Origin of the sequence: Nocardia inohanensis NBRC 100128 (assembly GCF_001612945.1) — a bacterium.
In the GTDB taxonomy this organism is placed as follows: Bacteria; Actinomycetota; Actinomycetes; order Mycobacteriales; family Mycobacteriaceae; genus Nocardia; species Nocardia inohanensis.
The window spans coordinates 353,264-369,556 of the sequence record NZ_BDBK01000002.1; the positions used below are offsets into that span (position 1 = coordinate 353,264).

The following is a 16,293-nucleotide window of genomic DNA, read 5'->3' on the forward strand; positions in this document are numbered from 1 at the left end:
GGCGAACTCGACACCGCCGCACTGGAATTGGCCGTCGCCGATGTGGTGCGCCGGCACGAGTCGCTGCGCACCCGCTATCCGGAGCACGGCGGCACGCCCATGCAGGTGGTCGTCCCGGCCGAGGAGATCGCGCTCGATCTGCGCCCGGTCACCGTGGCCGCCGAGGAACTCACCGCCGCGGTGACGGCCTTCGCGACGCTGGGCTTCAATGTCGCCGACCAGGTTCCGTTGCGCGCCCGCCTGTTCCGGGTGCCCACCGCGGCCGACGTGGCCGATGCCGACGACGACGCCGACCAGCCGGTCGTGGCTCGCGAGCATGTGCTGGTCGTGGTCGTGCACCACATCGCCGGCGACGGCTTCTCCATGGCCCCGCTGACCCGGGATGTCATGGTGGCCTACACCGCTCGCACCCAGGGCGCGGTGCCCGGCTGGGCGCCGCTGGCCGTGCAGTACGCCGACTTCGCCATCTGGCAGCGCGAAGTGCTCGGCTCCGAAGAGGATTCGTCCTCGCTGATGGCCCGCCAGGTCGGCTACTGGCAGCGCATCCTGGACGGCGTCCCGGACGAGCTGGCGCTGCCGACCGACCGCCCGCGTCCGGCCATCGCCTCGCATCACGGTGCGACGCTGCTGCGGAGCCTGTCGCCCGAGCTCGTCGGCGCGCTGGAAGACGTTGCGCGCCAACGCGGCCTGACCCTGTTCATGGTTATGCACAGTGCCCTCGCGGTGCTGCTGGCCCGCCTGTCCGGCGGCGACGACATCGCCATCGGCACCCCGGTCGCCGGGCGTGGTGAAGCCGCGCTCGACGACCTGGTCGGTATGTTCGTCAACACCCTGGTGCTGCGCAGCGGCATCGACCCGGCCGAATCCTTCGCGGATCTGCTGGATCGGGTGCGCCACACCGACCTGGACGCCTTCGGCAATGCCGATGTGCCGTTCGAGCGTCTGGTGGAGCTGCTCGCACCCGAGCGCTCGCAGGCGCGCAACCCGCTGTTCCAGGTCATGCTGGCCTTCCAGAACCTGGATCGCACCACCCTGGAGCTGCCGGGCCTGACCGTCGGAGCCCTGGATCTCGACGAGAACATCTCCCGCTTCGACCTGCAATTCACGCTCTCGGAGCAGGATTCGGGCATGGCGCTGGCCCTGACCTACGCCACCGATCTGTTCGACGAGTCCACCGCCGCCGGCTTCGCGCAGCGCTGGCTGCGGGTGCTGGAGGCCGTGGCCGCCGATCCGGAGATCAAGGTCGGCACGATCGACATTCTCGATCAGGCCGAACGCGGCGATCTGGTCGCGCGCTTCGGGCTGCCCGCCGTCCCGGCCCGCACCCTGCCCGACCTCATCGCCGAGGCCGTCGCCATCGACTCCGCAGCGACCGCCGTCGTGTTCGAGGGCACGAGTCTGTCCTACGGCGAACTCGATCAGCGCTCGAACCGCTTGGCGCGCTTGCTGATCGAGCGCGGCATCGGCACCGAGGATCTGGTCGCCATCGCCGTCCCGCGTTCGGACGTCTCCTACTTCGCCGAATGGGCGGTCGCCAAGACCGGTGCGGCCTTCGTGCCGGTGGACCCGAACTACCCGGCCGACCGCATCGCCCACATGGTCACCGACTCCGGTTCACCGGTCGGCCTGACCGTGGCGTCGGTGCGCGCCGAGCTGCCGGAATCGGTGGAGTGGCTGGTCCTCGACGACCTCGAGCTGAATGCCTTCGCGGACAACGCGATCGCCGCTGCCGAGCGGGTGCGCCCGCTGCGCCCGGAGCATCCCGCCTACGTCATCTACACCTCGGGCTCGACCGGCCTGCCCAAGGGCGTCGTGGTCACCCACGCCGGTCTCGCCAACTTCACCGTCGAGCAGGCCGAGCGCTACCAGCTCGACTCCGACTCGCGCGCACTGCATTTCGCCTCGCCGTCGTTCGACGCGTCCATGCTGGAGTTCCTGCTCGCCATCGGCGCGGGCGGCACCCTCGTGGTGGTCCCGCCGGGCACCTACGGCGGCGACGAGCTGTCGGAGCTGATCAAGCGCGAGCGGGCCACGCACGCGTTCATCACCCCGGCCGCGCTCTCCACCTTCGGGCCCGCCGGACTGGACAGCCTGCGCGTCCTGGTCGCCGGTGGTGAAGCCGTACCGGCCGATCTGGTCGAGAAGTGGGCGGTTCCGTTGGCCGACGGCACGATTCGTGCCTTCCACAACGGCTATGGTCCGACCGAGACCACCATCATGACCAACATCAGCGATGCGCTGGTGCCCGGTGATCTGGTCACCATCGGTGGCCCGATCCGCGGCATGCAATCGCTGATCCTCGACAACCGGCTGCGCCCCGTGCCGGTCGGTGTCGCGGGTGAGCTCTACCTGTCGGGCATTCAGCTGGCACGCGGTTACCACGCCCGTCCGGGCCTGACCGCCGATCGTTTCGTCGCCAACCCGTATGTGGACGGCGAGCGCATGTACCGCACCGGTGACGTGGTCCGCTGGACCCGTACCGGCGAGGTGGAGTACGTGGGCCGCTCCGACTTCCAGGTGAAGGTGCGCGGTTTCCGTATCGAACTCGGTGAGATCGACGCGGCGCTCGCTTCGCACGAGAGCGTGGACTTCGCGGTCACCGTCGGCCACAAGAACGCCGCCGGCGCGACCTCGCTGGTGTCGTATGTGGTTGCCACGCCGGGCCATTCGATCGATGTGGCGGCCGTGACCGCGCACGTCGAACAGCGCCTCCCGACCTACATGGTCCCGTCCTCGGTCATGATCATCGACCGGGTGCCGCTGACCCCGGTCGGCAAGCTGGACCGCAAGGCCCTGCCCGAACCGGTGTTCGCCACCGAGGTCGTCTTCCGCGCCGCGCGCAATGCGGTGGAGCAGACCATCTCCGAGGTGTTCGCCGAGGTGCTCGGCCTGGAGCGGGTCGGCATCGACGATTCCTTCTTCGCGCTGGGCGGCGACTCCATCGTCTCCATTCAGCTGGTGTCGCGGGCCAAGGCGCGCGGCGTGGTGTTCTCGCCGCGCGACGTGTTCGAGCAGCGCACCGTCTCCGGGCTGGCTGCGGTCGCGGAAACCACCGACGGACAGAGTGATTCGGCTCCCAAGCTGGTCGAGCTGCCCGGCGGCGGGGTGGGCGTCATGCCGCTCACCCCGGTGGTGCGGTTCATGGTCGGACGGCCCGGCAAGATCGGGCGCTTCAACCAGACCATGGCCCTGGAACTGCCGGTCGGCATCGATCGCGCGGGTATCGCCGCCACCGTCGGCGCGGTCATCGATCGCCACGACATGCTGCGGGCGCGCCTGCGCCGGGTGCCGGGCGCGGACTGGATCGTGGAGACGGCCGCCGCCGGTGCCATCGACGTCGACGCGCTCATCGACCGCGTCGAATTCGATGCCTCGGCCACCGATGCCGAACTCGTCGAAATCGCCACCGCCGCACTGGATGCCACCCTCGACAAGCTGGATCCGACCACCGGCGTGGTGATCCGGTTCCTGTGGCTGGCTCCCACCGCTTCGGAGACCCCGCGCGCGGGCCGCCTCGTCGTGGTCGCGCATCACCTCGTGGTGGACGGCGTCACCTGGCGCATCCTGGTGCCGGACTTCGTCACCGCCTGGGGCCGGCTCTCCGCCGGGCAGACCCCCGAACTGGTCGCCCCGGCCACCAGCATGCGGACCTGGGCGCACGCCCTCGAGCGGGAAGCCGCCTCCGAGGAGCGGATGGCCGAACTCGGCTGGTGGCGTGAGGTCGTCGAAGGTCCGGACCCGCTGCTCACCGAGCGCGCGATGGATCCGGCCGTGGATGTCACGGCCACCATCGAGAAGCATCGCGTCGAGGTGTCCGCCGAGGTCACCAAGTCACTGCTCACCACCGTGCCCGCGCTGTTCCACGGCGGCGTCAACGACGGCCTGCTCACCGCGCTGGCCCTCGCCGTCGCGAAGTGGCGTTCCGACAAGGGAATCGGCGCATCCGCGAACGACAGCGTGCTCGTCCGCCTCGAAGGCCACGGCCGCGAGGAAGAGGTCGTGCCCGGCGCGGACCTGTCGCGCACGGTCGGCTGGTTCACCGCCATCTTCCCGGTGCGGTTCGATCTCGCCGGTATCGATGTCGATGCCGCGCTCGCCGGCGGCGAGGCCATGGGCCGCGCCATCAAGGCGGTCAAGGAACAGCTGCTCTCGGTGCCGGACAAGGGCATCGGCTACGGCCTGCTCCGGTACATGAACGCCACCACCGCCGACCAGCTGCCCAAGCAGCAGCCCGGCCAGGTCAGCTTCAACTACCTCGGCCGCGTCAACGAAGGCGATGTGCCGGACGCCCTGCGCGGCTTCGGCTGGATCCCGGCCCCCGAACTGGGCGACCTCGCCGGTGCCTACGACGGCGATATGCCCGCGATGGCCCCGATCGACATCAATGCGATCGTGACCGGCGACAGGCTGACCGCGAACATCGGCTACCCGAGCACGCTGCTCGGCGCGGCCGAGGTCGCCGAATTCGCCGCCGTGTGGACCGGCGCGCTGGAAGCCGTTGCGCACCATGCGGAATCGGCGCAGGCGGGCGGGCACACCCCGTCCGACTTCGGCCTGGTTCGCATCACCCAGCGCGATATCGACGGCTGGGAAGAGCGCTTCGGCGGGCTCACCCAGGTGTGGCCGCTGTCGGCGCTGCAAGCCGGTCTGCTCTTCCACGCCCAGCTGGCCGCCACCTCGGTGGACGTGTACACCGCGCAGGCGGTGCTCACCCTCACCGGACGAGTGGACGGCGACCGCCTGCGCGCGGCCGCCCAAGCCCTGCTCGAGCGTCACGAAATCCTGCGCACCGCCTACGTTTCCGATGCCTCGGGCGTGCCGGTGCAGCTGGTCATCGACGGCGTGCACGTGGCCTGGGCCGAACACGATGTGACCGGCAGCGCCGACCCGGAGGCCGCGGCCGCCGAGCTCATCGATGCCGACCGTATGCAGCGCTTCGACCTGACCGAGCCGCCGCTCATCCGCTACACGCTGGTGCGCGTCGAACAGCACCGCTGGCAGCTGGCCGTGGCCAACCATCACATCCTGCTGGATGGCTGGTCCATGCCGCTGCTCATGCAGGACCTGCTGGTGCTGTACGCCACGCACTCCGACACCAGCGTGCTGCCGCCGGTCCGCTCCTACCGCCACTTCCTGGAATGGGTTGCGGCGCAGGACCGCAGCGCCTCGCTCGAGGCCTGGAAGCAGTCGCTGCGCGGCGTCTCCGAGCCGACCCTGCTGACCCGTCCGGACTCCAGCCGCGAGATCACGGCGCTCTCCGGCGAGCACTTCTTCGAACTGGACGAGACCGCCACCGCGCGCCTCACCGCGCTCGCCGCCGACCTCGGCGTCACCCCGAACACCGTGCTCCAGGTCGCCTGGGGTGTGCTGCTCGGGCGGCTCACCGGTCGCGACGACGTGCTGTTCGGCACCACCGTCTCCGGCCGCCCGGCGCAGCTGGCCGGCGTGGAATCGATGGTGGGTCTGTTCATCAACACCGTGCCGGTGCGGGTCGCCTTCGATCCGGCCGAACCGGTGCGCACCCTGCTCACCCGTACCCAGGGCGAGCAGGCCGACCTCCTCGATCACCATTACATCGGCCTGGCCGACATCCAGTCGGCGGCCGGCATCGGCGGGCTCTTCGACACCCTCGTGGTGTTCGAGTCGTATCCCGTTGACGCGGAAGGCATTCAGGCGCAGGCCGCCGATATCGACGGTATGGCCGTCACCGGCCTGGACGCCGCCGACGCCACCCACTACCCGCTGACGCTCATCGCCCAGCTCGACAGCCGCCTGCGCATTCGCGCCGGATACCTGCGCGACCTGTTCGACCAGCAGACCGTGGAACGCATCGCCGATCGCCTGATCCGCGTGCTGCACGCACTCACCACCGAACCCGATGCGGCCGTGGGCGATATCGAGCTGCTCGATGCCGCCGAACGCGAACTGGTCGTCACCCGCTGGAACGACACCGGCTTCGATGTGGATGCCGTACTGGTGGATTCGACCGACGGCGTCGTGGACTCCACCGGCGCGCAGACCCGTGTGCTCACCGGCACCGGCGACGACGCCGACACCCTGGTCGCGCTGTTCGAGGCGCAGGTCGCCCGCACGCCCGACGCCATCGCCCTCGGCTTCGAGGGGACAAGTCTGACCTATGCCGAGTTCGCCGACCGGGTGCATCGCCTGTCGCGCTGGCTCATCGAACGCGGCGTCGGCGCGGAATCGTTCGTGGCGCTGGGTATGCGGCGCTCGATCGACCTGGTCGTGGGCATGTACGCCGTGACCGTGGCCGGTGGCGCGTACGTACCGCTGGATCCGGATCACCCGGCCGAGCGCATCGAATACATCCTGGCCACCGCTGATCCGGTGACCGTGCTGACCTCCGGTGACGATCTGAAGATCGACACCGCGCAGGTGCGCATCGACCTGCTCGACCTCTCCAGCTACTCGGCGGCTCCGCTGACGGATTCGGAACGCCGTGCGCCGCTGCGCGAGTCGAACAACGCCTACGTCATCTTCACCTCCGGTTCGACCGGCCGCCCGAAGGGTGTGGCGGTGCCGCACTCGGCCATCGTCAACCGCCTGGTGTGGATGCAGACCGAATACGGGCTGACCGCCGACGATGTGGTCTTGCAGAAGACGCCCGCCACCTTCGACGTGTCGGTGTGGGAGTTCTTCTGGCCCTTGCAGATCGGCGCGAAGCTGGTCGTCGCCAAGCCGGAAGGCCACCGCGACCCGGCGTATCTCGCGGAGCTCATCGCCGCCGAAGGCGTGACGGTCACCCACTTCGTGCCCTCCATGCTCGCGGTGTTCGTGGCGGAAGAGGCCGCGGCGCAATGCACCAGCCTGCGCATGGTGTTCGCCTCCGGTGAGGCGCTCTCGCCCAAGCCCGCGCACAAGCTGCGCACGCTGACCGGTGCCGAGCTGCACAACCTCTACGGTCCGACCGAAGCCGCCGTCGACGTCACCTACCACCAGGTCGTGGATGCCGACATCGACTCCGTGCCGATCGGCCGCCCGGTGTTCAACACCCAGGTGTACGTGCTGGATTCGCGCCTGCGCCCCGTTCCGGTGGGTGTCGCGGGTGAGCTGTACCTGGCGGGCGATCAGCTCGCCACCGGGTACGTGGCGCGCCCCGACCTCACCTCCGATCGCTTCGTGGCCAACCCGTTCGGCGAATCCGAGCGCATGTACCGCACCGGTGACCTCGTGGTATGGACCGCCGGCGGCGAACTCGACTACATCGGCCGCACCGACTTCCAGGTCAAGCTGCGCGGTCTGCGCATCGAGCTCGGCGAGATCGAATCCGCTTTGACCGCACTGGATTCCATCGCGCAGGCGGTGGTCGTGGTGCGCGGCGACGTGCACACCGGTGACCAGCTGGTCGCCTACGTCATCCCGGCCGCCGGGCAGAGCGTGAACGTCGAAGCGGTCCGCCTCGAACTGGGCGACGGGCTGCCGTCCTACATGGTGCCGTCGGTCTTCATGGTCCTGGACGAGTTCCCGCTCAACGCCTCCGGCAAGCTGGACCGCAAGGCGCTGCCCGCGCCGGTGTTCGAGGCCGCGGTCTTCCGCGCCCCCGTCACCCCGGTCGAGCAGATTGTGGCCGGGGTGTTCGGTGAGATCCTCGGCCTGGAGCGGGTCGGCCTGGACGACGACTTCTTCGCCCTCGGCGGTAACTCGCTCAGCGCGACCCGGGTCGCGGCTCGCCTGTCGGCCGCGCTCGACACCCAGCTGGGTGTGCGCGAGATCTTCGAAGCGTCCAGCGTCGCGGCCCTGGCCGCGCGTGCCGAAACCCATACGGGTGCGGGTGCTCGTAAGGCGCTGACCGCGCAGGAACGCCCCGAGCGCCTGCCGCTGTCCCTGGCGCAGCAGCGCATGTGGTTCCTCAACCGGTTCGATCCCGAATCGGCCGTGGACAACATTCCGGCGGCCGTGCGCCTGTCGGGTCTGGTCGATCGCCAGGCCCTGCAAATCGCCGTCGCCGACGTGCTGGCCCGCCACGAATCGCTGCGCACCCGGTACCCCGAGGTCGACGGCACCGCCTATCAGGAGATCGTCCCGACCGGGCAGGTCATCCCCGACCTGACCCCGATCGAGGTCACCGAAGCCGAACTGCCGCAGGCGATTTCGGAACTGGTGCTGACCGGGTTCGACGTCACCGCCGAGGTGCCGTTCCGGGCCCGACTGTTCGAGGTCAGCCCCACCGAGCACGTCCTGGCCCTGGTGGTGCACCACATCTCCGCCGACGGTTTCTCCATGGGCCCGCTCACCCGGGATGTCATGACCGCCTACGGCGCTCGCGTCGAAGGCGGCGAACCGGGCTGGCAGGCACTGGAAGTCCAGTACGCCGACTTCGCCCTGTGGCAGCGCGACGTCCTCGGCGACGAGACCGACGCCGAATCGGTGATCGCACAGCAGATCTCGTACTGGGGTGACACCCTGCGCGGGCTGCCCGATCAGCTGGATCTGCCCGCCGACCGGCCGCGTCCGGCCGTGGCATCGGGTCGCGGCGCCACCCACGTCTTCACCATCGACGCCGAAACCCACGGCAAGCTGGCCGAATTGGCCCGCACCCGGGGCGCGACCATGTTCATGGTGGCGCACGCGGCGCTCGCGACCCTGCTGTCGCGTCTGGCCGGGGAATCGGATATCGCGATCGGCACCCCGGTCGCCGGTCGTGGCGAGCGCGCGCTCGACGACCTGATCGGCATGTTCGTCAACACCCTGGTGCTGCGGACCCCGGTCGAGAGCGGCGCGAGCTTCACCGAACTCCTGGATGCGGTGCGCGCCACCGACATCGCCGCCTTCGGGCACGCCGACCTGCCGTTCGAACGCCTGGTGGAGATCCTCAACCCGGCCCGCTCGCAGGCTCGCCACCCGCTCTTCCAGGTCATGCTGTCGTTCCAGAACCAGGGCGTCTCCGAACTGGAGCTGCCCGGCCTGACCGTCAGCGGCGTGGACATGCCGATCGACACCGCCAAGTTCGACCTGCAACTGGTGCTGACCGAGCAGACCTCGGCCACCGACGCGGCGGGCAACGGCCACGGTGCGACCCCGGCCGGCATCACCGCCGAACTCATCTACGCCACCGACCTGTTCGACGCCTCGACCATGACGGCCTTCGGCCGCCGCTTCGCCCGCCTCCTCGAAGGCATTACGGCGCAGCCCGATCTGGCCGTCGGCGACATCGACCTCCTCGATGCCGCCGAGCGCAAGCAGGTCGTGACGCACTGGAACAACACCGCCATCGATATGCGCGCGGCGCTCGTCGCGCTCACCGGCGGCAAGGTGCGCAAGTCGGACAAGTTCGAGAACACGCTGGTCACGGTGTTCGAGGCGCAAGCCGCGCAATCCGCCGACGAGCCGGCTCTCACCTTCGAGGGGACAACTCTGTCCTACGGCGAGTTCGCCGCCCAGGTGCACCGCCTGGCGCGCAAGCTCGTCGAAGCGGGCGTCGGCCCTGACACCCTGGTGGCGCTCGGCATTCGCCGCTCCACCGACCTGGTCGTCGCCATGTACGCGGTCCTGGCCGCCGGTGGCGCGTACGTGCCGCTGGACCTCGACCAGCCCGCCGACCGCATCGCGTATGTGGTCGAGACCGCCCAGCCGGTGGTCGTACTGACCACGGCGCGTGACGGTTTCGCGCTGGCCGACTCCGCTCGGAACGACGTGGACGGTGTGGATTCCGGCCAAAAGCACGCCGGAATGACGGGTGCGGCGGCCGCCGGAGCCGCGGGTGCGGTGTCGAGCACGGTGCTGCGAGTCGATGAGCTGGAGCTGTCGGATTACTCCGGTGCGCCGCTGACCGATGCGGATCGGATTGCGCCGCTGCGCGCTTCGAACGCCGCGTACGTGATCTTCACTTCCGGTTCGACCGGCCGCCCGAAGGGTGTGGCGGTCTCGCATGCCGCGGCCGTGAACCAGATCGCGTGGATCACCAACGAGTACGGTCTCGACACCGATGATGTGGTGTTGTTCAAGACCCCGCAGACCTTCGACGTGTCGGTGTGGGAGCTGTTCGGCCCCATCGCGACCGGTGGCCGCATGGTCATTGCCACGCCGGACGGTCATCGTGATCCGCAGTACCTGGCGGATGTGATCGAGGCCGAGGGTGTCACGCTCACCTCGTTCGTGCCGTCGATGCTCAGCGTGTTCGCGGGCAGTGTGGATGCCGCGCAGCTGACTTCGCTGCGGACCGTGCTCGTCGCGGGTGAAGCTTTCACTTCCGATGTGGTGCATGCCTTCCGCCGGGTCAGCGATGCCGCGCTGCACAACCTGTACGGTCCGACCGAGTTCACCGTGCATGCCACTTACGCGCCGGTCGCGCAGGATGTGCAGGGTGCGGTGCCGATCGGCCGTCCGGTGTGGAATGCGCAGGCGTACGTGCTGGATTCGCGTCTGCACCCGGTGGCCCCGGGTGTCGCGGGTGAGCTGTACCTTGCCGGTGATCAGCTGGCGCGTGGCTATGTCGGCCGCGCTGATCTGACCGCCGACCGCTTCGTCGCCAACCCGCTCGGCAATGGCCAGCGCATGTACCGCACCGGTGACCTCGTGCGTCGTAATGCCGACGGCGACATCGTGTACCTGGGCCGCACCGACTTCCAGGTGAAGCTGCGTGGTCTGCGTATCGAGCTCGGTGAGATCGAATCCGCGCTGACCGCGTTCGATTCGGTCGCGCAAGCGGTCGTGGTCATGAACTCCGATCCGCGCACCGGCGATCGCCTCGTCGGCTACGTGGTACCCACGGCCGGCGCTGCGGTGGACACAGACGAGCTGCGGGCACACCTGGCCGCGCGACTGCCGTCCTACATGGTCCCGGCCGCGCTCGTGGTCCTCGACGTCATGCCGCTCAATGCGAACGGCAAGCTGGATCGGCGCGCGCTGCCCGAACCGGAGTTCGAGGCGCGCGAATTCCGGGCTCCCGCAACGCCGTCCGAAGCGATCGTCGCCTCGGTGTTCGCCGAGGTGCTCGGCACCGATCAGGCGATCGGCCTGGACGACGACTTCTTCGATCTGGGTGGTAACTCGCTCATCGCGACGCAGGTCGTGGCCCGCCTCGGTGCGGCGCTCGACACCCGCATCCCGGTGCGCGTGCTGTTTGAGGCCCCGACCGTCGCGGCGCTGGCCGCCCGTGTGGCCTCCGAGACCGGTACCGGCAGTCGTCCCGCCCTGGTGGCGGGGGAGCGCCCGGACGAGATTCCGCTGTCGCTGGCTCAGCAGCGCATGTGGTTCCTCAACCGTTTCGACACCGCCTCTGCTGTCAACAACATCCCGATGGCGGTTCGCCTCACCGGAGAACTCGACACCGACGCCCTGCTCAGCGCGATCGACGATGTGATCGAACGCCACGAGGTGCTGCGCACCATCTACCCGGAGAACGCGGAAGGCCGTGGCGTGCAGGTGATCCTGCGTGCCGACCAGGTCAACCTCGCCTTCGACCGCACTGCGGCGAACGGTGGCGCTTTCGGTGCGGTGGGCGAAGCCGCCACTGCGGCCGACGCGGGCGACGCTGCCCAGGGTGCGGTGAGCGTCCCGAACCAGCAGCGTGGCCACGGACTCGTGCCGATCGCGGTGTCCGAAGCCGAACTGCGCGAGCGGATCGCGGAGCTGGTGCTGACCGGGTTCGATGTGACGGCCGCGGTTCCGGTGCGCGCGGGCGTGTTCCGGGTGACCGATGCCGGAACGCCCACGCACGTGCTGGTTTTCGTGGTGCACCACATCTCCGGTGACGGCTGGTCGGTGCGGCCGCTGGCGCGCGACATCATGGTCGCGTACGCGGCGCGATCGAACGGTGTCGCGCCGCAGTGGGCTCCGCTGCCGGTGCAGTACGCCGACTTCGCGCTGTGGCAGCGCGAGACCCTGGGCTCGGAGGAAGACGCCGAGTCGCTGATCTCGCAGCAGGTCGCCTACTGGTCGGAGAGCCTCGCGGGGCTGCCGGACCAGATCGATCTGCCCTCGGATCGGCCGCGGCCCGCCGTCGCGTCCAACCGCGGTGGCGTGCACGAGTTCTCGATCGACGCCGAGCTGCTGCGCGGGATGAACGCGCTGGCTCGTGAGCACGGCGCGTCGCTGTTCATGGTGGTGCACGCGGCCTTCGCGGCGCTGCTGGCGCGCCTGAGCAACAGCGACGACATCGCCATCGGCACCGCGGTCGCGGGTCGTGGCGAGGCGGCGCTCGACGACGCCATCGGCATGTTCGTCAATACGCTGGTGCTGCGTACGCCGGTCGCGGCGGGGGAGAGCTTCACCGAGCTGCTCGCCCGCACCAAGAACGCCGACCTGGCCGCCTTCGGGCACGCCGACCTGCCGTTCGAGCGGCTCGTCGAGATCCTGAACCCGGTGCGCTCGCAAGCCCGGCATCCGCTGTTCCAGGTCATGCTGTCGTTCCAGAACACCGGCGAGGCGGTCTTCGCGCTCGACGGGCTGGAGGTCGCGGGCGTACCCCTGGATGTCGTCACGGCCAAGTTCGATCTGCACCTGAACCTGACCGAGCGGATCGGCGCGGACGGCGTCGCCGACGGCATGTCGGCCGAATTCGCCTTCGCCACCGACATGTTCGATGCCGCGACCATCGCCGGGTTCTCCGAGCGTCTGGTGCGGTTCCTGTCGGCCGTCGTCGCCGCACCGGCCGCGCTGGTCGGCGATGTCGAGATGCTGAACGAGGCCGAGCGCCGACAGGTCCTCAAGACCTGGAACGCCACCGAATACGACGTGCTGCGCGTCGTGCGGGCGGGCAAGAAGACCGGCGCGGAGGTCACCCTCGCGTCCATGTTCGAGACCCAGGCCAAGCTGACGCCGAACGCGCCCGCGCTGGCCTTCGAGGGGACGGGTCTGTCCTACGGCGAGTTCGCGGTCCGCGTGAACAAGCTGGCCCGCCACCTCATCGCCGAGGGTGTCGGCCCGGATTCGTATGTGGCGCTGGGCATGCGGCGCTCGCTCGACCTGGTGGTCGGCATGTACGCCGTCATCGTGGCCGGTGGCGCTTACGTGCCCCTCGACCCGGATCACCCGATGGAGCGCAACACCTACGTGCTCGAGACCGCGCGCCCGGTGGTCGTACTCACCACGGCGCGTGACGGTTTCGAGCCGGGCGGCAAGACGCTGCGCATCGACGATCTGGATCTGCTCGAATACGCCGGCGACCCGATCACCGATGCCGAGCGCAATGCCCCGCTGCGCGGCGACAACACCGCCTACGTCATCTTCACGTCCGGTTCCACCGGCCGTCCGAAGGGCGTGGCCGTCACCCACACCGCGATCGTCAACCGCCTGGTGTGGATGCAGACCGAATACGGCCTGTACAACGACGACGTGGTGTTGCAGAAGACGCCCGCCACCTTCGACGTGTCGGTGTGGGAGTTCTTCTGGCCCTTGCAGATCGGCGCGAAGCTGGTCATCGCCAAGCCCGACGGCCATCGCGATCCGGCCTACTTGGCCGAGCTGATCGTGCGGGAAGGCGTCACCACCGCGCACTTCGTGCCGTCCATGCTCTCGGTCTTCGTGGCCGAGGAGAAGGCCGCCGAAGTCACCACGTTGCACCAGGTCTTCGCCTCCGGTGAAGCCCTGCCCGCCCCGACCGCGCACAAGCTGCGTGAGCTGACCGGTGCGCGCCTGCACAACCTGTACGGCCCCACCGAAGCCGCCGTCGACGTCACCTACCACGAGGTGGAGGACACCGACACGCTGTCGGTGCCGATCGGCGCGCCGGTCTTCAATACCCGTGTCTACGTGCTGGATTCGCGTCTGCACCCGGTCGCGCCGGGTGTGGCGGGCGAGCTGTACCTGTCCGGCATCCAGCTGGCGCGCGGCTACGTCGCGCGTCCGGAGCTGACCGCCGACCGGTTCATCGCCGACCCGTTCCACGACGGTGAGCGCATGTACCGCACCGGTGACCTCGTGAAGTGGACCGGCGCGGGCGAGCTGGAGTACTTGGGCCGCACCGACTTCCAGGTCAAGCTGCGCGGTCTGCGCATCGAGCTCGGCGAGATCGAGGCCGCGCTCACCGCACAGGACTCCATCGCGCAGTCCGTCGTCGTGGTCCGCTCCGACGACCGCCTCGGCGATCAGCTGGTGGCCTACGTCATCCCGGCCGCCGGCCACACCGTCGACACCGATGCCGTGCGCACCGCCCTCGCGGGCGACCTGCCCGGCTACATGGTCCCGGCCGCCTACGTGGTCCTGGACGCCTTCCCGCTCAATGCCTCCGGCAAGCTGGATCGCAAGCAGCTGCCCGCTCCGGTCTTCGAGGCCAAGGTGTTCCGCGCCGCCTCCACCCCGATCGAAGAGATCGTGGCGGGCATCTTCTCCGACGTGCTCGGCGTCGGCCGCGTCGGCGCGGACGACGACTTCTTCGAACTCGGCGGCAACTCGCTGATCGCCACCCAGGTCACCGCCCGCCTCGGCGCGGCCCTGGACACCCAGCTGGCGGTGCGCGATCTGTTCGAAGCCTCCAGCGTGTCGGCCCTGGCCGCCCGCGTGGAACGCAATGCCGGTTCCGGCCGCCGCCCGCGCCTGGTCGCCGGTGAGCGCCCGGCACAGCTGCCGCTCTCCCCGGCGCAGCAGCGCTACTGGTTCCTCAACCAGTTCGACACCAGCACTTCGGCCGTCGACAACATCCCCCTGGCCGTGCGCCTCACCGGTGCGCTGGACCTGAAGGCCATGAAGCAGGCCATCGCCGATGTGATCGCCCGCCACGAAGTGCTGCGCACGGTTTACCCGCGCTCGGCCGACGGCCCGCACCAGGTCATCCTGCCCGCCTCGCAGACCGACCTGACGCTGGTCCCGGAGACCGTCACCGAGGCCGAACTGCTCGGCAAGGTCATCGAATTCGCCATGACCACCTTCGATGTCATCGAAGAGGTTCCGCTGGCGGTCAAGATGTTCCGTATCGGCGACGCCGAAACCGAAGAGCACGTACTGGCCTTCACCGTCCACCACGTCTCCGCCGACGGCTCCTCCATGGGCCCGATGGCCCGCGACATCATGGCCGCCTACGTGGCGCGCGCCAATGGTGAAGCGCCGCAATGGGCTCCGCTGCCGGTGCAGTACGCGGACTACGCGCTGTGGCAGCGCGAGGTGCTCGGCTCCGAGGACGATCCGGAGTCGCTGAGCGCACAGCAGGTCGCCTACTGGTCCCGCGCCCTGAACGGGCTCCCGGATCAGCTGGAGCTGCCCACCGACCGGCCGCGCCCGCCCGCGCAGTCGTTCCACGGCAAGGCGCTGCGCTTCGATATCGATCCCGAGCGCCACGCCAAGCTGCACGAGGTGGCGCGCGCCAACAACGCCTCGCTGTTCATGGTCGTGCACGCGGCCCTGGCGGTGCTGCTGGCGCGCCTGTCCGGCACCGACGACATCGCGGTCGGCACCCCGATCGCCGGTCGTGGCGAACGCGAGCTCGACGACCTGATCGGCATGTTCGTCAACACCCTGGTGTTCCGCACCCAGGTGGACGCGGGCGCGACCTTCGCCGGTCTGCTCGCCGAGGTCCGCGAACGCGACCTGGAAGCCTTCGCCAATGCCGACGTGCCGTTCGAGCGCCTGGTGGATGTGCTCAACCCGGTCCGCTCGACCGCGCGCAACCCGCTGTTCCAGGTCGGCCTGTCCTTCCAGAACCTGGCCGAGACCGCGTTCGAACTGCCGGGGCTGCACGTCAGCGCGGTGCAGTTCGAATCGCAGCTGGCCAAGACCGACCTGCACGTGACGCTCTACGACCGGTACGCCGAGGACGGCACCCCGGCCGAGATCCTCACCGAATTCGGTTACGCCACCGACCTGTTCGACGAATCGACCGTGCGGTCGTTCGCGGACCGGTTCGTGCGGGTGCTGGACGCGATCATCGCCGACGGGTCCATCACCGTGGGCGAGATCGACCTCCTGGACGAGGACGAGAACGAGCGCATCCTGAAGCGGTGGAACAACACCGCGCAGCAGCTGGACGCGGTATTCCCGGATGCCGCTGCCGCCACGCTGGTTTCGCTGCTCGACGCTTCCGTGGCCGCCGACCCGAAGGCCGTCGCCCTGGTCGCCGATAACGGCGAAGAGGCCGAACAGCTGACCTACCGGGAGCTCGACGCCCGCGTGAACCAGCTGGCCCGCGAGCTCATCGCCCGCGGCATCGGCGCGGAAGACCGGGTCGCCCTGGCTATTCGCCGGTCGGTGGACCTGATCGTCGCCATGTACGCGGTGGCCAAGTCCGGTGCGGCCTATGTGCCGATCGACCCGGATCAGCCCGCCGAGCGTGTCGGCTACATCCTGGAGACGGCCGCCCCGGCCGCCGTACTGACCACGGCCGCAACCGGTTTCGACACC

At 69.4% G+C, this 16,293-nt stretch carries 1 protein-coding gene (running past both ends of the window); it reads left to right on the plus strand.

All 16,293 nt of this window come from inside a single coding sequence — locus NI1_RS07985, non-ribosomal peptide synthetase (protein ID WP_067816266.1), on the plus strand. Of the gene's 44,586 coding nucleotides, 16,734 precede the window and 11,559 follow it; the stretch shown corresponds to coding positions 16,735–33,027 (codon 5,579, complete, through codon 11,009, complete); the first complete codon in view begins at nt 1. The start codon and the stop codon both lie outside this window.